The sequence below is a fragment of the Bradyrhizobium erythrophlei genome, from assembly GCF_900129505.1.
GTDB lineage: Bacteria > Pseudomonadota > Alphaproteobacteria > Rhizobiales > Xanthobacteraceae > Bradyrhizobium > Bradyrhizobium erythrophlei_D.
Map to the genome: position 1 here is coordinate 1,312,251 of NZ_LT670818.1, position 19,319 is coordinate 1,331,569.

The window sequence follows — 19,319 nt, forward strand, 5'->3', positions numbered from 1 at the left end:
CGATGCGCAGCCCCAACCGCTGCCTTCTCCGGTGTGCTGTTTGGCCGCGTTTTACGGATTGGACCAGTTGACGGGACATGAACCGAAAAGAACGACGTGCGGCCAACAAGCGACGCGACGAGTCCGCAAGCAGGCCAAACGCGCTGGCCTTCGGCTCGGCGAGCCCGAGCATCGCCGACCTCGCCGCTGAGGCAAGCCGTTCGCGCGGGATGGGCCGTATCAACCAAGCGCAGGAGATCTGCCGTCAAATTCTCGCGCGCGAGCCTGCACATGTGCAGAGCCTGAATCTTCTCGGGCTGATGGCGCAGGAATCCGGCGACCACCGGGTCGCCGTGAAGATGTTCGCAAAAGCGATTGCTTCGGACGAGGTGAACGCCGCTTGCCATTACAATGTCGGCAATTCGTACCAGGCGTTGGGTAATCGCACCAAAGCGATCGCGCACTTCAGCAAGGCGCTTTCGCTCGGTATGGACGAGAAGGCCCCCACCTTCATCCTGCAGAGTCCTATCATCGCCACCTATGTTGCGCGGATTACCGGCAAGTGGCCGCTGCCGGTAACGAACGTCGAATTGTTCGGCACCGAAGGCGTCGTCCCGCTTGCAAAGGACGTCTTCCTCCGCTGTGCGATGGAAGCGATGACGCTGCCAGGCGTGCAACTTGAATCGTTGTTGGGACATGCACGCGCCGAACTGCTGCGGCTTTCGGATGAGCACGGCGAAGATAACGGCGAGATCGACGAGGATATAGTCGCCTTTGCTTGCGCACTCGCCCGGCAGTGCTTCATCAACGAATATATCTATGTACAGGCCGAAGCCGAAAGCGGACTTGCGAGCGAACTGCGCGATCGATTGCTGCAGGACCTGGCATCAGGGGCCGCCATCACTCCACTCACGCTGGCGGTGGTTGCGGCCTATTTCCCGCTTCACGCCATGCCAATGGCGGAAGCGCTTCTGCGCCGGGATTGGCCTGCGACCGTGGCCGGCCTGTTACAGGTGCAACTCCGCGAGCCGCTTGAGGAAGTGGGCGAGCGCACCGCCATCGCGACACTGGCCCCTATCGAGAACAGCGTATCATTGCAAGTGATGCGCCAATACGAGGAAAACCCTTATCCGCGCTGGACCACAAACCCGCTGAATGCATTCGCTGCCGATCAGGCGCGGGGAAGGAGCATCCCGACGGCGGAACGGCAAGCCGAACTGGATATTCTGATTGCGGGCTGCGGCACCGGCTCGCACGCGGTTCAGATCGCGCAAGTCTATCCGAACGCCCGTTTGCTCGCGGTCGACGTCAGCCTGACCAGCCTCGCCTATGCGCGCCGAAAGACGCGCGAACTGGGCTTGCGCAATATCGAGTATGCGCAAGCGGATATTCTGGAACTAGGCAGGATCGATCGCACGTTCGATAGCATCGAGTCGGTCGGTGTGCTCCATCATCTTGCAGAGCCGACGGCCGGGTGGCGCGTGCTGGTCTCGCTGCTGCGACCGGGTGGCAGGATGCGCATCGGGTTATACAGCAATTTGGCGCGCCGCGTTATCGCGGAGGCCCGCGCCCGCATCGCCGCGCGCGGTTATCGCGCCACAGCCGCCGACATGAGGAGGTGTCGCCAGGACATCATGCGGGAGGCGGAACACTGGAAAATGCTGATTGGCGCGAAAGATTTCTACAGCATGAGCGGCTGCCGCGACCTGCTGTTTAACGTCATGGAACATCGCTTCACTATCCCCGAGATCGCTGCATTTCTGAACGATCATGATCTGTCTTTCCTGGCCTTCGAACCCTTTGACGATCCGACGGTGATTGCAAAATTTCACAAACAGTTTCCGGACGCGGCCGATGAGGCTAACTTGGATCAGTGGCACCGCTTCGAGGCCAATCATCCGGAGACGTTTTGGGGCATGTATGTCTTCACGGTGGGCAAGAACGCGCACTGAAGCTTTGGGACGCTGTCGTGGATTTCTAACCGGAATATCACGTGGGCACTTGCTCGCCGAGTCCTGTCCATGGACGAAGCGATTAAGCGGGACAAATGTTAGCTGTCGACAGAGCGGGGAGCAACTCGCGGCCCGATCCACCACGCACCTCCAAAGTGGAAGAACACACGCTGCCGGGATCGAGCTTTCGCCATGGCAAAACAAGCTAGACAATTCGACACGATCCTGTTTGACTACAACCATTAATAGAATATTTCTTTTTGTTTCAGGTAACCATGCGTAGCCAGCGGATGTTTATCGGAGCTAGCCTTCCGCTGTTCGTGGCGCAAAATGCTTCGAGCTCGCCACGTTCGGCGAAAACTTACAAAGGCTGGAGGGGGGCTATGACCATCAAACACTTTCGCATTGCGGCCATCATCGCGGTTCTGTTGCAATTTGGCGCCGCAGCATTGGCGAGCGCCGCCGAGATCGGCACGAAATTTCCCGACGACTTCCCGGTGATCCGCAACTTCTATCTCGGCCAGCCGGTGATTGGCTTTGGCTCCCGTATCGGCCGCATCGAGCACGTCCCGGTGATCTTCCTCCACGGCAACAACGACACCCCGTTCGCGACCGCCTGCAACCCCTTTGGCCGCATCCAGGCCTTCGCACAATTCTTCCTCGATCACGGCTACCGCCCGAGCGAGCTCTGGGGGCTGGGTTATCAAGGCGATCAGTGCGATCTGGCACAGGACAATACCCATCGCTCCGGCATCTCGCACACCACTGCCGCGGCCGTGCCGCTCCTGCGCGAATTCGTGCAGGCGGTCCTCGACTTCACTGGCGCCAGGCGCGTCGACATCGTCGCCCACAGTCTCGGCGTCACCGTGGCCCGGGAATGGATGCTGCAGGACAATGCCTATCGCAGGGTGCGGGCGCTCGTCGCCATCGACGGACCCAATCATGGCATCATTGACTGCTCACCCAACCCGCTCAACTTCTACCAGCTGCCGAGCGGCGGCGGCTTCACGCCGAGCAGCGCTGTATGCGACGAGTACGGTTCCGACCACACCCAGTTGCTCGCGGTCCTGAACGCCGCGGGCGAGACGCCGGGCCCCACGCGTTACCTGGTCATCCGCAACAAGCCGGGAACACCCGACTTCGTCTACAACAGCCTGCAGGACGGCGCCCTCCCCGGCGTTCCCGCCGAGGATCGCGACGGCAAACCGCATGATTTCACCGCCAGCACCGGTCTTGCCGGCGCCACGACGATCGACCTTGTCGGCCAGGGTCTATACGACACGGTCCTCTTCACCGCCCATCTCGGGATCCTGAACTCGCCAGACACGCGCAACGCCGCACTGCAGTTCCTGACCTCGTTACCAGGACGGACCGATCGGGAGGCCGGAAATTAGCGCGAGGCCTGGAGCAAACATCCGGCAGCGGTCTTTGTAGTGCCCGCGCCTCATCCCGCGGCGCGCGCATCCGGACGTCACGCTCCTCATCGCCCGTGTCGGGGATGACACAAACTGCCTTTCGAAATCGCCGTGATTTTGTATAGACCGGATCAACCGCACCGGTCTGACGATGTCTGTCGATGGGGTAACCCGGAAGTGGCTAGCAGAGATTTAATACCAGCCTTCAGAAGGGCTGACCGATGATGGCCCAGTCGCGGGCCGCGATCGAGGTGATGCGCCCGGTTTCGGCGAGAAGTTTTCGCCAGGCGTCTTGGCAGGCGTCGAGGATATCGGTGTAGGACGCGAACACACGGTTGGCGAGATAGGTCTGTCGCAGATACTGCCAGATGTTCTCGGCTGCGTTGAGCTCCGGACAGGCGGGTGGCAGCGGCACGAGGGTGACATTGGCAGGTGGCTTTAGTTTGCGCGTCGTGTGCCATCCGGCCTTGTCGAGGATCAGCAGCGCATGCGCGCCGGGCGCGACGGCCTTGCCGATGGCGTCGAGATGCGCCTGCATGGCCTCGGTGTCGGCTTGCGGCATGATGAGGGCGACGCCGGTGTCGCGGCTCGCACAGACGGCGCCGAACACATAGGCGTTCTCGTAGCGCTGATCCTTGGGCTGCCGCGGCCGTGATCCCTTCTTGGCCCATTGGTAGACGAGGCTGTTCTTCTGGCCGACCCGCATCTCGTCCTGGAACCAGACCTCAATCGGCGTTTCCGGGGCGAGTTTGGTCACGATCGCCGCGACCTGCGTAGGAAAGTTTTTTTAAATGCCGCGATCGTCTCCGGATCCTGCACGGGATGGCGCGGCCGGGCGCTGATGTGCGAGAAGCCGAGCTTCTTGAGCGCGCGCCCCAGGCTCACCTCCGACAGATCGACACCGAAACGCTGTCCGAGAACACGCTTCAGGTCGACGCAGCGCCAGCGTACGACCCCATCCTTCTCCGGGTCGGGGCCGGTCTCGACGAGCTGCTTCAATGCATCTTTCTGCTCGTCGGAGAGCTTCGACGGCCGCCCGGTCGGCTTGATGTCGATCAGACCGTCAGGCCCGTACTGGTTGAAGCGGTGCGCCCAGTCCCGCAGCGTCTGCCGGTCCATGCCGCCGATCCGGGCCGCCTCGGTGCGGTTCATCCCGTCGCGAATCGCCGCCAGCGCCAGCAGCCGTCGCGCCTGCGCGGCATCCTTCACCTTCGCCGCGAGCCGACGCAGCTCATCCGCCTCGAAATCCTCCCGTAGACCGACCGCCGCGCCCATCGCCGACCTCCCGAATCAATCCAGTCGGTCATAAATGAATCACGCCGGCGCCAGCTTTTCAAAAAAGAGTCAGACCTTCCGAAGGCTGGTATAAAACGGCGCTTTTGACGGGACCAAAGCGCACGTCCGCGGTTGTGCGAACCGCGCTTACCGCCACCCGGAGCGCCGCCTTATGTCTTCGGCCTGCCGCCCTTCTCGGCGGCGCGGCGCAACGCCTCGGCCAGCGCTCCGCCGCCGGACGCCTGCTCGGGCTTGCGCGGCGCCTGCGACGTCATCGCGGCGCGCGGAATATCGCGCGGCTTGCCCTGCGCCGGACGATCGCTTTTTCCGCCGGTCTCGTCGTCGAGGCGCAAGGTCAATGCGATGCGCTTGCGGGCGACCTCGACCTCCAGCACCTTTACCTTGACGATATCGCCCGACTTCACCACCTCGCGCGGATCCTTGATGAAGTTCTTCGACATCGCGGATATGTGCACCAGCCCGTCCTGATGCACGCCGATATCGACAAAGGCGCCGAACGCCGCGACATTGGTCACCGTGCCCTCGAGGATCATGCCGAGCTTGAGGTCCTTCAGCGTCTCGACACCCTCCTTGAACACCGCGGCCTTGAACGCCGGGCGCGGATCGCGGCCGGGCTTTTCCAGTTCGCGCAGGATGTCGGTCACCGTCGGCAGCCCAAACGTGCCGTCGACGAAATTCTGCGGCCGGACCTGGCGCAGGATCTCGGCATTGCCGATCAGCGCCTTGATGTCGCTTTTGGTTGCCGTGAGAATCCGCCGCACCACCGGATAGGATTCCGGATGAACGCCGGACGCGTCGAGCGGATCCTCGCCATCCGTGATGCGCAGGAATCCGGCGCATTGTTCGAACGCCTTCGGCCCCAGCCGCGGCACTTCCTTCAGCGCCTTGCGCGATTTGAACGGACCGTTGGCGTCGCGGTGCTGGACGATGCTTTGCGCGAGCCCGGAACCGATGCCCGACACCCGCGCCAGCAGCGGCGCCGAAGCGGTGTTGGCGTCGACCCCGACCGCGTTGACGCAGTCCTCGACCACGGCATCCAGCGAACGCGCCAGTTTGCCTTCGCTAAGATCATGCTGATACTGCCCGACGCCGATCGCCTTCGGATCGATCTTGACCAGTTCGGCCAGCGGATCCTGCAGCCGCCGCGCGATCGACGCCGCGCCGCGCAGCGTGACGTCGAGATCCGGCAGTTCCTCGGAAGCAAAGGCCGACGCGGAATAGACCGAAGCGCCGGCTTCCGACACCACGATCTTCGACATCTTCAGGTCCGGCAGCAGTTTTACCAGTTCGGTCGCGAGCTTGTCGGTCTCGCGCGACGCCGTCCCGTTGCCGATCGCGATCAGGTCGACGCGATGCAGCTGGGCGAGCTTGCCCAGCATCGCGAGCGCTTCGTCCCAGCGCCGCGCCGGCTCGTGCGGATAAATGGTGTGAGTGGCGACCACCTTGCCGGTGGCATCAACGACCGCGACCTTGACGCCGGAGCGATAGCCGGGATCGAGCCCCATGGTGACGCGGGCGCCGGCGGGCGCGGCGAGCAGGAGGTCGCGCAGGTTGGAGGCGAATACGCGGATGGCTTCCTGCTCGGCCGCGGTCCACAGCCGCATCCGCAAGTCGACATTGAGATGCACCTGGATCTTGGTGCGCCACGCCCATCGCACGGTTTCCGTCATCCATTTATCGCCGGGGCGCCCCCGATCGGAAATGGCGAACCGCTGCATGATCTTCAGTTCATAGGAGCTTGTGGCCGCCGGCGTCGCGCCAGGTGGCTCCGGCGACATCTGCAAATCGAGGATTTCTTCCTTCTCGCCGCGGAACATCGCCAGAATCCGGTGCGACGGCAATTTGGTCAGCGGCTCGCTGAAATCGAAATAGTCCTTGAACTTCTCGCCCTCGGTCTTCTTGCCCTTGCGCACCGTCGAGGTCAGCAGGCCGTTTGACCACATCTGTTCGCGCAAGCTACCGATCAGGTCGGCATCCTCGGCGAAGCGCTCGACCAGGATGGCGCGGGCGCCCTCGAGCGCTGCGGCGACATCGGCCACCTGCTTGCCGGCATCGACGAACGGCACGGCGAGCGCTTGCGGATCGTTCTCGGGCTGGGCGAGCAACAACTCGGCCAGCGGTTCCAGCCCCGCCTCCCTGGCGATCTCGGCCTTGGTGCGGCGCTTCGGCTTGAACGGCAGATAGATGTCTTCCAGGCGGCCCTTGCTGTCGGCGGCCATGATCGCCGCCTCCAGCGCCGCGTCGAGCTTGCCCTGCTCGCGGACGGATTCCAGGATCGCCTTGCGCCGCTCCTCCAGCTCCCGCAAATAATTCAGGCGCTCTTCGAGGGTGCGCAATTGCGCATCGTCGAGCGCGCCGGTGACTTCCTTGCGGTATCGCGCCACGAACGGCACGGTGGCGCCGCCGTCGAGCAGCGCCACGGTCGCTTCGACCTGCTGTTCGCGAATTCCGAGTTCTTCCGCAATCTGCCGATTGATGTTTGCCACGCGCAATCTTTCTGAATCGATCGCGGCCGGTGAATCGCCAGGCCGCGGAAGAACGCTTATGGACCATCGCCGATGGATTCCTCAACCCGCCGCCGCAAACAAATTGTTCTGTGGATCGACATCATTCGCTTGACCGCGTGATTTGGTTCGTCCGAAAGCGGCCTGCCTTGCTTGCGCAAAGATAACGGTGGATCGATGGCATTTTATTGTGTAGACGGGCGCTCCTTCTGGAGTGCCCATGTCGATCTGCGGACTTGATTTCGGAACGTCGAACACGACGCTCGGCACCATTGAAGCTCATGCGTCGGTGCTGGCGGCGCTGGAAACCGGCCACACCACGATTCCGAGCGCGATCTTCTATCCGGCGGACGGCGCCGTGCGGATCGGCCGCAAGGCCGTCGAAGCCTATGTCGACGGCGTGCCCGGCCGCCTGATGCGCAGCCTGAAATCGGTGCTCGGCACCGCGCTGATCGACGAGACCACCCTGATGGGCCGCGAACGCACCCGGTTTCGCGACGTGATCGGCTATTACCTGGGCGCGGTGAAACGCCGCGCTGAACAGGCGACGGGGCGCGAACTGCGCGACGTGGTGCATGGCCGGCCGGTTCACTTCGTCGACAACGACCTAGAGGCCGACGCCAAGGCGGAGCAAACCTTGCGCGAGATCGCGCGAGGGATCGGCTTCGACGAGGTCACATTCCAGTTCGAGCCGATCGCCGCGGCGCTGGACTATGAGCGGCAGATATCGATCGAGGAGATCGCCCTGATCGCCGATATCGGCGGCGGCACCTCGGACTTTTCGATCGTACGTCTGTCGCCCCGGCGTCACGGGAGCGCCGATCGCGCTTCCGATATTCTCGCCAATGACGGCGTGCGCATCGGCGGCACCGACTTCGATCGCCAGCTCAGCCTCGGCGTCGTGATGCCGCTGTTCGGCTTCGGCAGTGCCATGAAGCGCGCCGGGCTGGAGGTGCCCTCGCGCTATTTCCATGACCTCGCCACCTGGTCGAACATCAACCGCATGTATGAAGCGCGTGTGAGCACCGAACTCCGTCAGGTGCGGCGCGAGGCCAGCGAGCCGGCATTGCTGGATCGGCTGGTGCGCGTGATCGACGAACAGCGCGGCCATACGCTGGCGATGGAGGTCGAGGAAGCCAAGATCGCGCTCGCCGACACGCAAAAGGCCAGCATCCCGCTGGAATGGGTCGCGCCCGGACTCAACGCCGCCATCGGCCGTCCCGATCTCGTCAGCCATACGCGGCAACTTTCCGAGCGCATCGCGGCCCGCATCCAGAACTGCCTCGCCCAGGCGCGGCTGTCCGCCGACGACATCGACGCCGTGTTCCTGACCGGCGGCTCGGTCCGGCTCGCCCATGTCCGCAAGGCGATCACCAAGGCGGTGCCATCGGCCCGCATCGTCGAAGGCGACACGTTTGGCGCCGTCGGCAAGGGCCTCACGATCGAGGCGTTGCGACGCTACGGGCCGAGGGCGTGAAGGTTTTCCCGTTGCGGAATTTCGCCCTGTTTCAGATCGCTTCAGCGATCGCCTTACCCCGCGGCGTAGCTCGGGTTCTTTGCGGCGGAGGACGTTTCGTCGGGCCGGGTCGCGACGCCGACCTCGTGCGGATATTCCTTGACCGCATCCATCACGCGCGTCGAGTAGACCAGCGCTGCGCCCGCGTTGACGGCTACCGCGACGCCAAGCGCTTCCGCGATCTCGTCCTTCGAGGCGCCGCGGCGGATAGCGGCTTCGCTATGGACCGCGATGCAGCCGTCGCACCGGGCGGTGACGGCGACCGCCAGCGCGATCAGCTCGCGCGTCTTGGCTCCCAGCTGGTCCTTGTTCTGGCCGGCCGTGCTCAGTCCGACATACCCCTTGACGGTGTCCGGGCTGAGCTGGCCGAGCTCCTTGACGCCTGCCGCCAGTTGCCCGCGATATTCATTCCAGTTGAGCATCATTTTGAGTTCTCCTTTGTCGCGTTTGCGTAAACGGAATCGTCAGGCGGCGATCCCCTGATATCTGAACTCGGTCATCATCCCCGTTTCCGTATGGTAGAGGTTGTGACAGTGGAACGCCCACCGGCCCGGATTGTCGGCGTCGAAGGCGATGCGAACCCGGCCGCCCGCCGACACCAGCACGGTGTCGCGGACAGCGCCCTGCAACGCCTGGCCATTGATCGCCGTCACCTGAAACACGTGGCCGTGAAGATGGATCGGATGCGCCATCATCGAGGCGTTGACCAACTCGATCTCGACGCGCTGACCCTGGTTCAGCATCAGCGGCGTGATGCGCGGCCAGACCTCGCCGTTCATCGACCAGACATAGGGCTTCATGGCCCCGCCGAGGGTAATGGTGTGGACGATATCAGCAGGCCGCAATGCCAACGGTTGCGCGGCGGCCAGCCGGGCTTCCAGCGAATTGTCGACCGGCGGCGCCATTCCGGTGCCGTCCGCGATCCGGAAAATGCGCGCGCCTGCCGTGGCGAGGATGATTCCGGTCTGTCGTGCCGAGCCCTCCAGGCGTGCCAGAATGGGGAAGGTCCCTTCGGCCGGCAGATCGATCAGGATATCGAGCCGCTGCGCGATCGCGATCGGGAAGCGTTTTCCTGAGGCCGGCTGCACCGCATGGCCGTCGGTTGCCACGACGTAGCCGGTCAGGTCGCCGAGATCGATCCAGAACTGGCTCGATGACGCGCCGTTGATGATGCGCAAGCGGACCCGGCCGCCGCGGTCGACGCGAACGATCTCGGGATCGGCGAGGGTTCGGTCGTTGGCGAGGAAAGCATCGTACTGAACGTCGTTCAGATCCATTCCGGTCATTCCGCTGCCCTTCTTGTCCATGCCCGAGCCCATGTTCACGGCTTTCATTGCGCCAGCCGGCACCTTCGACATCTTCATCCCCGCCATCGCCATGCCGATGGTGCCCTGGCCGGCCGGCATGGCCATCGCCGGCATATTTCCGCCGCCCTCCGTTCTCTGGGCCTGGGCGCGCGCATCGGCGACGCTGGTGCCGGTCAGGCCGGCGAGCACCTCTGCGGGCGTGCGAAAGGTGAAGTCGTGCAGCATGAGAACAATGTCCTGCCGATCCTCGCGCTGCGTTGTCTCATCCTCGACGATGAGCGGCGCGGTCAAAAGACTTTGTTCCTGCATGGCGTGATGCGAATGCATCCAGTAGGTGCCGGGAATCGGCGCGTAGTCGTAGCTCTCCATGGTGCCGTTCGCGATCGGCGGCGTCTGCGGCCAGGGGAACCCATCCTGCTTCCAGGGCGGCAACTGACCGTGCCAATGAACGAGGGTGCGTGCGCCCGTCTCGTTGGCAAGCTCGACCCGGAAGCGCTCGCCAGGGCTGAGGCGCAGGCCGGGCCGCCCCTCAGGTCCGGTAAGCCCAAAGACCCGCGCCGCCCGCCCGTTCACCTCCAGCACCCGGGTTCCGGCTGTCAGCCGCTTGGCCGCGGGAGCGGCGGCGCGCGCTTTGGCGGATAACATGGCGGTAGCGAGCAAGCCGCCGACACCGCCAAGAAGGTCGCGGCGGGAGATGGCAAACGGTGGAACCAGCGCGGGCTTGGCGCCATTGCGCGGGCGAATTCCGTGATCAATTAGAGTTGTCTGACCGAATCTCATGGCGATGTTCTCCTCGATGTCTCTGCGTTGGAGATGGGCTCGCCATGGAAGGCGTCCCATGTCCCGGCGGCTCGTTCGAATGGCTGCGCGGATCAATTTGGAGCGACCGGCGTGAACCCTGCGCGCCCCATCGACACCTTGAGCGGGCTGGCGCCGTTGCTGCGCGTGCGGCCGCGATTGCAGCAGCTATGCCGCTTCGGCTCACAATGGGCCGCGGACCACCCGCCGGAACCCGACCGGTGGGCGCCGTTTCACTTTCTCGTCAAAGGCAGTTGCGTCATCGAGCTGCGCGACCGAGGGCGGATGGTCAAGCTCTCGGCAGGCGACATCGCGGTGTTGCCGCATGGCAGTCCGCATGCGGTGCGCGGGCCGACGACGCCCGCCGGGGCGCGCGGGCCGTTCGGCATTCGCAAGCGCCCGCTTGGCGCCATCGAACTGGAAACCAATGTCGAGGGCGATGGCGAGACCGAGTTGATATGCGGCCGGCTGTGCTTTGAGGCGGCGGGCGAAAATCTGGTGCTCGCGGCGCTCCCCGAGATCATCGTGATGTCGACGGGCGACGGCGATACCGGCGGCGCGCGCCTGCGCATGCTGATGTCGGCGATCCACGAGGAACTGCAGGGCGTCCACGCCGGCGCCGAGGCGATTGCCACCGACCTTGCGAGCGCGCTGTTCGTCATGGTGGTGCGGATCCAGCTTGGCCGCGACGGCCGCAGCGGCTGCCTGTCGGGAACGCTGGCGCACCCGCAGATCGGCCGCACGGTGGCCGCCATGCTCGACGACCCGGCCCGGGACTGGACGCTGGACGAACTCGCCGCGTGCGCGCATGCCTCGCGCGCCAGCTTCGTGCGGATGTTCCGCAAAAGCGCGCAACAGTCGCCACTGGCGTTCCTCGCCGGTCTCAGGCTCGAGCTTGCCCAGCGCAAATTGTCCGCCACGTCCTTGCCGGTCGCCAAAATCGCTGATGAGGTCGGCTACAAGTCCGAGAGCGCCTTCAGCCGTGCGTTTCACCGCCACTTCGGCATGCGGCCCGGCGAAGTCCGCGAGGCGGTTTCACGAACGGCTCCCGCCATGATCCGCGAGGCGGCGGATTAGAGCGTGATCGTCTCATGGCGGCGGCGCTCGGAAGCTTTCGCCACGGCTTCGGTGCGGGTCCGCGCGCCCAATTTCCGGAACAGCGATTCGACGTGGAATTTCACGGTGTGCAGCGAGATGTCGAGCCGGCGCGCAATCGCCTTGTTGGTCATGCCTTCGGCGAGCGCCGCCAGCACCTCGATCTCGCGCGGCGTCAGCAGGGCGTGACCGAGGCTCTCGCGCATCGCGCCGAAGCCGCCTTCCCGTTCCCGTGCGCCCGGCAGGCGGACGATCAGGCCGGCTGCAACCGCGCGGATCGCCGCATCGATCTGGCCTGCGTCGGCATCGGCCGACAGCACGCCGGGCATGTCATCATCGGCACCGCCGAGCGTGACGACAGGCCGGGTTTCGCCGGGCGGACTGTCGCCGTCGACCAGCACCACGTCGGCGGCGTCATCCACGCCGACGACGACATGTCCGGCCTCGACGACCACTTTGCCCAGGCTGGCACGGCGCGGCGCATCCTTTGCGTGGATGGCGACGCGGAGCCGCTCCACGAATACCGGGCTGCTTGCCAGATTGCTCATGCGGCGTGCCTTTCAGCGATGGTGGTCTGAACCGCGATCACCGCGCCGCCCCTGATCAGGCGAAGCTCGACCTTGCGCCCGATGCTGTCGGCGCCGAAATGCCGGGCGATTCTTCGCAGGCGATGCGCCGAGGTCCCGTCGACGCTGAGGATGATGTCGCCCGCCAGAATTCCCGCCTGCGCCGCCGGGCCGCCCTCGACCACCGACATCACCATCAGGCCGCTTGACTGGTCGGCGGTCTCGCGCAACGCATCCGGCACCGCGACGGGCTGTAACGCGACACCGAGCCAGCCACGCGCGATGTGGCCGTCCTTCAGTAGCTGCGGCACGACGCGTTCGATGGTTGCGGTCGGAATGGCGATGACCTGGCCGCGCGGCCCGAAGGTCGACATGCCGAGAGTGCCGCCGGTGGCGTCGAAAACCGGCCCGCCCTCCTCGCGCCGAGCCAACCTCGCATCGAGCACGATGCGCCGGTCGATGAGACCGCCGCGGCTTGAGTGCCATTCGGAACCGGCGAGGTTGACGAGCCCCAGCCGCGCGCTGGCGCCACCCGTTCCGTCGGCGCCGATCACGAGCACAACTGCGCCGGTACGCGCCTCGCCCGCAACAATCGAAGGTGCTGCGATCGTGGCCGCCGGCCGCAGGATCGCAATATTGGTGGAGGGATCGCGGCCGGCGATCTTCGCCGAAACCACCGCGCCACCGGGCGCGACCAGTTCGAATTCTTCCTTGCGCGGCAGCGACTGCTCGGAGGCGACGACAACCCCGGAATGCCACAACAAGCCCGTGAGATGCCGCTCATGCGCCAGGCGGATCGCGACGACGGCGTTCTTGCCGGCTTCCGCGCGCGTGGCGAGCGCGTTCGAGAACTGGGCCAGCAAGTCTGGTTGATCGGGCATCGGCAACTCCTATCGGTCTAAGATAGGAACGAAACTGGACTTTCCATCACCTCCATACTATCGGCCGGACGGCCGGGTTCACCCCGGTCGTTTGACCGGGGCCGTATCTTCCCGGGCGACCGGATGGCGTTTAATCTCAAGGGGAACAGCAATCGGTTGATCGCAACCACAACAGGGGTATCGTGTGGATCAAATGGATCGGCATGCACAAGGACTACGACAGGATCGATGTGAAAGAGGTGCAGCATGGCGGGTAAGGTAAGGCCGATCCGGATCCGGCGTCTGCACGAGCGCCTTGGAATTTCGGCAGAAGTGCTGATCCGGCCAAGTCGAAAAAAAGCGGCGTGACCGGCGCCATCACATTCTTTCGTGCAGACCAATGCCGATCAGCTTTCAGGACCTACTCCTCTCGTTCGAATTCGTCGGAAACAGCGTCGGCCAGCATCAGGCCATCCTGTGCCGGCGGACGAGCAAGATCTATTGGCATTCGGATTTCTCCGACCTGGACGAGTTCAACGATGAACTGCCCGATGACATCGAGGACGAAGCGAACTACGTCGCGATCCCCGACAAACGAGAGCTCGGTCTCGGCAAGCCGCTGGTGTTGGATTTTGCGCGCGAGTGCCTGCCAGACGATTTCGACGACATCAGATGGATGTTCAGCAAAAGAGGTGCCTACAAAAAATTTCGAGCCTTGCTGATACGCAGAAACGTCCTTGATCGCTGGTACGATTTCGAGTCGAAGGCGACAGAACGAGCACTGCGCGAGTGGTGCGAGTTGAATTCGATAAGCGTCACCGACTGACAACTCACAGTCCGCGCAAGGTATAGGCGACGGCCATCGGGTCGCGCGAATGCGCGCCCGATGATTATTACGTCCTACGGCGCTTTCGACTAAACCGGTCCGTGATTGTCCCGACGCAAGCCGCGCAGGAGACCGGCCCTACTTCATCGGCTCCGTCGTCATCCAGAGCAGCGTCTTCGCATCCTTCTCGTAAGCCATGCCCCTGGGATAGCTGATCAGCTCCATCTGCTGCCCCCAGGGGGTAAAGAAATAGAGGATAGACTGGCCGGCCGCAGGGCCTTCCTTGATCGGGATCGGCCCTTGCAACGTCTTGACGTCCTTTTCCTTCAGGTAAGCCGCTGCCTTGTCGATGTCGTCGACATACAGCGCGATATGGTGGCCGCCGATATCGCTGTTCTTCGGCAAGGTCTTGGCCTGGTCGGGCGCCTCGTACTGAAACAGCTCGATGTTGGAGCCGTAGCCGCAGCGGACCATGCTGATCTCGTCGATGACGGCCCGCGGATTGACGTTGACGACGTCCTGCATGAACGTTCCCTTGTCATCCGAGAACGGCCCGAACGACATCGCATGCGAACAGCCGATCACGTCGGTGAAGAAGGCGGTGGCCGCCTTCACATCCGGCACGGTGATGCCGGTATGATCGTGGCCGCGCAGGCCCGGAATCGAATCCGCCGAGGCCGGCTGGGACGATATCGCCAGCGCGGCGATAGCGCCGAGCAGGAAACTGGATCTTGTCATCTTGGTCATGGTTACTCCTCTGGTACGATGGCGCAGCTTTAAAAAAAGTTCCTGAAGTCGCGGGCTCAGCCCGGCGACGCTAGTTGACGTTCGACCGCCTTCGCATCATGGGCGAGACCTTGCGCGATGCCGCGGGCCATGTCGCCGACATAGATTTCTTCCTCGCCCGCCTCGAAACCGTCGAGGATTTCCGCCGCGGCATCGGCCGTCGTCATTTTCGGAATCGTCAGCATCTCGGTCATCCGCGTGTCGACCGCGCCGGGCAGCGCCGCGGCGACCCGGACGCCCTGCGGCGCGAGTTCGCCGCGCAGCCCTTGCGTCAGGCTGAGTGCGGCCGCCTTCGACGCGCAATAGGACCCCATGAACGGCAGGTTCACCCGCGCCAGGATTGTCAGCATGTTGAGGACGGCGCCGTGATTGGCGGTCAGCGCCGGCGCGAAGGCCCGCGTCACGCGCAGCGGCGCAAGATAATTGGCTTCGATTTCCTCATAGGCCATCGCGAGGCCAGGCGCTGTCAGGAAGCTGGTGTTGTGGTTGACGCCGGCATTGTTGATCAGGAGCGTGACGTCGGTCGCCGCCGCCGCGGCTTTGGCGACGTCCTCGTCGCTGGTGACGTCCATCTTGATCGGCACCAGATGCGGGGATGCAGCAAGCGCGGAAATATCCCGCGCGGCGGCGTAGATCTTGGCGGCGCCGCGGGCCGTCAGCGCCGAGATGAGCGCCTGGGCGATCGCGCCGGTAGCCCCGGTGATGAAGACGACAGAACCCTTGATAGTCTCGGTCATGCGGCTGATCCTTGGCTGTAGGGGGTGACAATCGGGCTGGCATCGTCCAGCCAGCCCGGCTCGACGTCAGGCAACGGAATCGCGGACAGAAGCTGCCGCGTGTAGGGATGCTGCGGGGAGTTGAAGATCCGGGCGACCGGGCCGTATTCGACGACTTCGCCGGCTTGCAGGATCGCGACGTCGTCGCAGAGCACGCGCACGACCGACAGATCGTGGCTGATGAACACCATGGTGAGACCGAGCCTGGCGCGCAGCTCGCGCAGCAGCAGCAGGATATGCGCTTGCGTCGAGACGTCGAGCCCGGACACGATCTCGTCGGCGACGATGAAGTCCGGCTGCAGCGCCAGTGCGCGTGCGATCCCCGCCCGCTGGCGCTGGCCTCCCGAAAGCTCGTGCGGATAGCGGTCGGCAAAGCCGGCCGGGAGGCCGACGAGATCGAGCAGCGCGGCGGCGCGCTCGCGCCGGTCCCGCCGTCCCTTCAAGCGTCCGTACACGCTAAGCGGACGCGTCAGCGTCACACCCAGCCGCAGCCGCGGATTCAACGACGACTGCGGGTCCTGGAAAATCATCTGGATGCGGGCGCGCAGCGGCCGCATCTCGGTCTCGTTGAGACGGCTGATTTCGACGCCGTCGAACTGGATGCCGCCGGAGGTGGGCTGCAACAGCCGCACCAGCAGCCGGCCGAGCGTGGTCTTGCCGGAACCGGACTCGCCCACGAGGCCGAGCACGGAGCCGCGCGGCACCGCGAGGTCGACCCGCTTGACCACCTCGCGCAGCACCGGCCGGCGGAACAGCCCGACGCGCTCCGGATACGCAAAGCTCAAGTTGCCGGTCCGGAGCAGAATCTCGGTCATGACGGCGCCGTCGCGGTCAGCCGGTCGAGGCGATGAGCTTCGGCCCACAGGCTATCGATCAGGGCGGGCGGCACCGGACGCAGCGCCTCGGCCGGCCGGTCGGCGCGCGGCGTCGCCGCCAGCAGCGCGCGCGTATAGGGATGGCGCGGCCGCGTCAGCACATCGGCGGTCTCTCCCTCCTCGAGCACACGCCCCGCATGCAGCACGGTCATGGTGCGGCAGATCTTGGCGACCACGCCGAGGTCGTGGGTGACGAACAAGACCGCCGCACCATGGCGCTGCCGCAGGCGTTCCACCAGCTGCAGCACCTGGCGCTGCACCGTGACATCGAGCGCGGTGGTCGGCTCGTCCGCGATCACGAGGCTCGGATCGCAGGCGAACGCCATTGCGATGAGCACGCGCTGGCGCATCCCGCCGGAGAGCTCATGCGGATAGAGTTCCAGCACCCGCCGCGGCTCGCGGATCGCGACCTCGGCGAGCAGATCAACCGCGCGCGCCAGCGCGTCGCGCTTGGACAGCGCAAGGTGGTGCCGCAGCAGGATCGCGATCTGCCCGCCGACGCGCTTGACCGGATTGAGCGAGGTCATCGGGTCCTGCGGAATCAGCGCGATGCGGCGGCCGAGCAGGCTGCGCCGCTCCGGCTCGGGCATCGCGACGAGGTCGCGTCCTTCGAAGGAGATCTTCCCGGCCGCGATGATGGCGTTGGCGGGCAACAGCCCGAGCACAGCACGTCCCAGCATCGACTTGCCGGCGCCGGATTCGCCGACCAGTCCGCGGACTTCGCCGGGCTCGAGCTCGAGGCTGACGCCACGCAGCACATTGGCCGAACCTGATCCCTCGCCGATCGCGACGTGCAGGCCCTGGACGGAAAGCACTGCTGTCATCGGCGCTGCACCGGATCGAGCGTCTTGCGCAGGCCGTCGCCGAGCAGGTTGAACCCGATCAGGCTGAGGATGATGCAGCCGATCGGCAGCGCCATGATCCAGGGCGCCTGATAGACGATCTGGCGTCCCTCGGCGATCATGCCGCCCCAGGTCGGGGTGTCACCGGCCACCGATATGCCGACAAACGACAGGATCACTTCGACCAGGATCGCGATACCCATCTCGACCGCCAGCAGCGTGACCAGCAGCGGAACCAGGTTGGGCAGAATCTCCAGCCGCAGGATCCGGCCGCGGCTCAGCCCAATGGCGCGCGCGGCGGCGGCATAGTCGCGCTGCAACTGCACCATGGTTTCGGCGCGGACCACGCGTGCAAAACGGGTCCAGTCGACGACGACGATGGCGGCGATCACCGAGGTCAGTCCCGCGCCGATCACCGCCGCCAGCACGATCGACAGCAACACCGGCGGAAACGCCATCCAGACATCGATCAGGCGCGAGGTTGCCTGATCGACCCAGCCGCCGAAACTGCCGGCGATCAGGCCGAAGGCGATGCCGATCGCCGCCGCCAGCGACGCCGCGATCAGCGCCACGGCGACGGCAGTCCGCGCCGAGTAGATCAATCGCGACAGCACGCAGCGGCCGAGGCTGTCGGTGCCGAGCCAATAGGCGGGATCGCCGCCTGAAAACCATGCCGGCGGCAATTGCGCCGACATCAGATCCTGTTCGATCGGGTCGTGCGGTGCGAGCAGCGGCGCCAGCAGCGCGACCAGCACGAGCAAACCCACCAGCGCCGCGCCGAGCCAGAGCCGCGCACCGCCCCGCCTGATTCCTTCGATCCATCGCGACGAACGGGTGGGGTGAACATCGAGGGCAAGGTCAGCCATGGCGCAACCTCGGATCTAGCAGCGTGACCACAAGGTCAACGGCGAGATTGAGCGCGATGAACAAGGCCGCGAAGGTCAGGATCAGGCCCTGGATCAGCGGGAAATCGCGATTGATCACCGCGTCGATCGCCATGTTGCCGATGCCTTCATAGGAGAAAATGCGTTCGACCAGCACGGTGCCGCCGAGCAGCAGCGTGACCTGGACGCCGCCGAGCGCGACGGCGGGTATCAGGGCGTTGGGAAGCACCTCACGCAGCAGGATTTCGGGCCGCGAAAAGCCGCGGGCGCGGGCGATCTGCGCGTAATCCTGATCCTCAGCCTCGGCCAGCGAAGTTTTCAGGATCCGCGCCACCAGCGCCGCGAACGGCAGGGCCAGCGCCAGCGCCGGCAGGATCATGTGATGCAACAGCGCGGCCGCGACGTCGAAGCGCCCGCCAACGAGGCTCTCGATCAGGTAGAAATTGCTGTGAAAGCTGACGTCGATCTCGGGATCAATGCGCCCGGAGATCGGCAATAAAGGGATCAGCACCCCGAACAGCAGCAGCAGGATGAGGGCCCAGAGAAAATCCGGTATGGCCAAGAGGACGCCGATGCCGCCATCGACCGCCCATTCCGCCCGCCTTCCGCGAAGCTGGATGCCGATCAGCGCGGCGGTCAGCCCCAACGCGACCGCGATCAGCGTCGCCAGCAGCGCCAGTTCGAGGGTCGCCGGCAATCGCGCCAGCACCAGTCCGAAGACGCGCTGGTGCAGGCTGATCGAACGGCCGAAATCGCCGCTCAGCGCCTGGCCGAGCCAGGTGACGAACTGCTGCAGGAGAGGCTGGTCGAGCCCGTAGAACGCCCGCAGCCGGTCGATGTCGGCAGGCGTCGCACCCGGCGGAATCATCATGGCGATGGGATCGCCGGGCACGATGCGCAGCAGCACGAAGACGATCACCGCCACGCCGAAAAGTGTCGGCGGTATGAGGACGAGTCGCCTGATGATCTCGCCCCAGCGCATCGTCGTGCTGCCCTGCCTTTACGTCCCTGGAGCATGATCGGTTCTGATTGAATCAGAACC

General features: G+C 64.8%; 17 protein-coding genes. 5 read left to right on the plus strand and 12 right to left on the minus strand.

Going from position 1 to position 19,319, the window contains the following annotated elements:
- The first annotated feature begins 77 nt into the window (after positions 1-77).
- Both B5525_RS06175 and B5525_RS06180 read left to right on the plus strand, forming a co-directional pair.
- Positions 78-1,931 (plus strand): class I SAM-dependent methyltransferase, encoded by a 1,854-nt coding sequence (locus B5525_RS06175; RefSeq protein WP_079565215.1) that lies wholly within the window; start codon positions 78-80, stop codon positions 1,929-1,931.
- A gap of 260 nt (positions 1,932-2,191) precedes the next feature.
- Positions 2,192-3,325 carry a hypothetical protein gene (locus B5525_RS06180; RefSeq protein WP_154073088.1) on the plus strand — a complete coding sequence of 378 codons (1,134 nt, stop codon included), beginning with the start codon at positions 2,192-2,194 and terminating at the stop codon, positions 3,323-3,325.
- Between the two features lie 226 nt (positions 3,326-3,551).
- Here the strand turns inward: B5525_RS06180 and B5525_RS06185 are convergent.
- Together B5525_RS06185 and B5525_RS06190 are read right to left on the minus strand one after the other, a co-directional pair.
- A protein-coding gene (locus B5525_RS06185) for an IS630 family transposase (protein WP_154073089.1) occupies positions 3,552-4,621 on the minus strand; the annotation gives its coding sequence in 2 pieces (ribosomal slippage) (positions 3,552-4,135 and positions 4,135-4,621; 1,071 coding nt in all).
- A gap of 170 nt (positions 4,622-4,791) precedes the next feature.
- The gene (locus tag B5525_RS06190) at positions 4,792-7,128 is read right to left on the minus strand and encodes a Tex family protein (protein WP_079572998.1); all 2,337 of its coding nucleotides are present in this window, start codon (positions 7,126-7,128) and stop codon (positions 4,792-4,794) included.
- A gap of 238 nt (positions 7,129-7,366) precedes the next feature.
- Here B5525_RS06190 and B5525_RS06195 point away from each other — a divergent pair, with 238 nt between their 5' ends.
- Complete coding sequence (locus tag B5525_RS06195; RefSeq protein WP_079565217.1) at positions 7,367-8,623, plus strand: Hsp70 family protein; 1,257 nt, start codon at positions 7,367-7,369, stop codon at positions 8,621-8,623.
- A 53-nt stretch (positions 8,624-8,676) separates the two neighbouring features.
- Here B5525_RS06195 and B5525_RS06200 read toward each other — a convergent pair whose 3' ends face one another.
- Complete coding sequence (locus tag B5525_RS06200; protein ID WP_079573000.1) at positions 8,677-9,084, minus strand: carboxymuconolactone decarboxylase family protein; 408 nt, start codon at positions 9,082-9,084, stop codon at positions 8,677-8,679.
- Between the two features lie 42 nt (positions 9,085-9,126).
- Positions 9,127-10,749: a multicopper oxidase family protein gene (locus B5525_RS06205; protein WP_079565218.1), complete on the minus strand. Its 1,623-nt coding sequence runs from the start codon at positions 10,747-10,749 to the stop codon at positions 9,127-9,129.
- A gap of 111 nt (positions 10,750-10,860) precedes the next feature.
- Between B5525_RS06205 and B5525_RS06210 the strand changes: the two genes are divergently transcribed.
- Positions 10,861-11,844, plus strand: coding sequence for a cupin domain-containing protein (locus tag B5525_RS06210; RefSeq protein ID WP_172899822.1), 984 nt, complete (start codon positions 10,861-10,863; stop codon positions 11,842-11,844).
- Here the strand turns inward: B5525_RS06210 and B5525_RS46065 are convergent.
- Both B5525_RS46065 and B5525_RS06220 read right to left on the minus strand, forming a co-directional pair.
- Positions 11,841-12,410 carry a response regulator transcription factor gene (locus tag B5525_RS46065; protein ID WP_079565220.1) on the minus strand — a complete coding sequence of 190 codons (570 nt, stop codon included), beginning with the start codon at positions 12,408-12,410 and terminating at the stop codon, positions 11,841-11,843. The genes B5525_RS06210 and B5525_RS46065 overlap by 4 nt on opposite strands.
- A complete protein-coding gene (locus tag B5525_RS06220) occupies positions 12,407-13,309 on the minus strand; it encodes a S1C family serine protease (protein WP_079565221.1) in 903 nt (300 codons plus the stop codon). Before B5525_RS06220 ends, B5525_RS46065 begins: the two co-directional genes overlap by 4 nt.
- Before the next feature lie 379 nt (positions 13,310-13,688).
- On the opposite strand from B5525_RS06220, the gene B5525_RS06225 reads away from it, so the two are divergent.
- Positions 13,689-14,114 (plus strand): hypothetical protein, encoded by a 426-nt coding sequence (locus tag B5525_RS06225; protein ID WP_079565222.1) that lies wholly within the window; start codon positions 13,689-13,691, stop codon positions 14,112-14,114.
- Positions 14,115-14,252: 138 nt separating this feature from the next.
- On the opposite strand, the gene B5525_RS06230 is transcribed toward B5525_RS06225, so the two are convergent.
- From B5525_RS06230 to B5525_RS06255, 6 genes are all read right to left on the minus strand, one after another.
- Positions 14,253-14,852 carry a VOC family protein gene (locus B5525_RS06230; protein ID WP_079573002.1) on the minus strand — a complete coding sequence of 200 codons (600 nt, stop codon included), beginning with the start codon at positions 14,850-14,852 and terminating at the stop codon, positions 14,253-14,255.
- Between the two features lie 65 nt (positions 14,853-14,917).
- Entirely contained in the window at positions 14,918-15,637 is a 720-nt protein-coding gene (locus B5525_RS06235; protein WP_079565223.1) for an SDR family oxidoreductase, read from the minus strand.
- The gene (locus B5525_RS06240; protein WP_079565224.1) at positions 15,634-16,491 is read right to left on the minus strand and encodes an ATP-binding cassette domain-containing protein; all 858 of its coding nucleotides are present in this window, start codon (positions 16,489-16,491) and stop codon (positions 15,634-15,636) included. The genes B5525_RS06235 and B5525_RS06240 overlap by 4 nt, the downstream gene beginning before the upstream one ends.
- Positions 16,488-17,375, minus strand: coding sequence for an ABC transporter ATP-binding protein (locus B5525_RS06245; RefSeq protein ID WP_079565225.1), 888 nt, complete (start codon positions 17,373-17,375; stop codon positions 16,488-16,490). The genes B5525_RS06240 and B5525_RS06245 overlap by 4 nt, the downstream gene beginning before the upstream one ends.
- On the minus strand, positions 17,372-18,259 hold the full coding sequence (locus tag B5525_RS06250) for an ABC transporter permease (RefSeq protein ID WP_079565226.1): 888 nt from the start codon (positions 18,257-18,259) through the stop codon (positions 17,372-17,374). Before B5525_RS06250 ends, B5525_RS06245 begins: the two co-directional genes overlap by 4 nt.
- Positions 18,252-19,259 (minus strand): ABC transporter permease, encoded by a 1,008-nt coding sequence (locus B5525_RS06255; protein WP_079565227.1) that lies wholly within the window; start codon positions 19,257-19,259, stop codon positions 18,252-18,254. The genes B5525_RS06250 and B5525_RS06255 overlap by 8 nt, the downstream gene beginning before the upstream one ends.
- Between the last annotated feature and the right edge of the window lie 60 nt (positions 19,260-19,319).

What these genes read in the sequence shown, in the direction of transcription:
- B5525_RS06255 (WP_079565227.1), bottom strand. Translation starts at nt 19,259, where the DNA reads ATGCGCTGGGGCGAGATCATCAGGCGACTCGTCCTCATACCGCCGACA.
- B5525_RS06195 (WP_079565217.1), top strand. Translation starts at nt 7,367, where the DNA reads ATGTCGATCTGCGGACTTGATTTCGGAACGTCGAACACGACGCTCGGC.
- B5525_RS06200 (WP_079573000.1), bottom strand. Translation starts at nt 9,084, where the DNA reads ATGCTCAACTGGAATGAATATCGCGGGCAACTGGCGGCAGGCGTCAAG.
- B5525_RS06245 (WP_079565225.1), bottom strand. Translation starts at nt 17,375, where the DNA reads ATGACAGCAGTGCTTTCCGTCCAGGGCCTGCACGTCGCGATCGGCGAG.
- B5525_RS06250 (WP_079565226.1), bottom strand. Translation starts at nt 18,259, where the DNA reads ATGGCTGACCTTGCCCTCGATGTTCACCCCACCCGTTCGTCGCGATGG.
- B5525_RS46065 (WP_079565220.1), bottom strand. Translation starts at nt 12,410, where the DNA reads ATGAGCAATCTGGCAAGCAGCCCGGTATTCGTGGAGCGGCTCCGCGTC.
- B5525_RS06205 (WP_079565218.1), bottom strand. Translation starts at nt 10,749, where the DNA reads ATGAGATTCGGTCAGACAACTCTAATTGATCACGGAATTCGCCCGCGC.
- B5525_RS06175 (WP_079565215.1), top strand. Translation starts at nt 78, where the DNA reads ATGAACCGAAAAGAACGACGTGCGGCCAACAAGCGACGCGACGAGTCC.
- B5525_RS06240 (WP_079565224.1), bottom strand. Translation starts at nt 16,491, where the DNA reads ATGACCGAGATTCTGCTCCGGACCGGCAACTTGAGCTTTGCGTATCCG.
- B5525_RS06220 (WP_079565221.1), bottom strand. Translation starts at nt 13,309, where the DNA reads ATGCCCGATCAACCAGACTTGCTGGCCCAGTTCTCGAACGCGCTCGCC.
- B5525_RS06225 (WP_079565222.1), top strand. Translation starts at nt 13,689, where the DNA reads ATGCCGATCAGCTTTCAGGACCTACTCCTCTCGTTCGAATTCGTCGGA.
- B5525_RS06230 (WP_079573002.1), bottom strand. Translation starts at nt 14,852, where the DNA reads ATGACAAGATCCAGTTTCCTGCTCGGCGCTATCGCCGCGCTGGCGATA.
- B5525_RS06235 (WP_079565223.1), bottom strand. Translation starts at nt 15,637, where the DNA reads ATGACCGAGACTATCAAGGGTTCTGTCGTCTTCATCACCGGGGCTACC.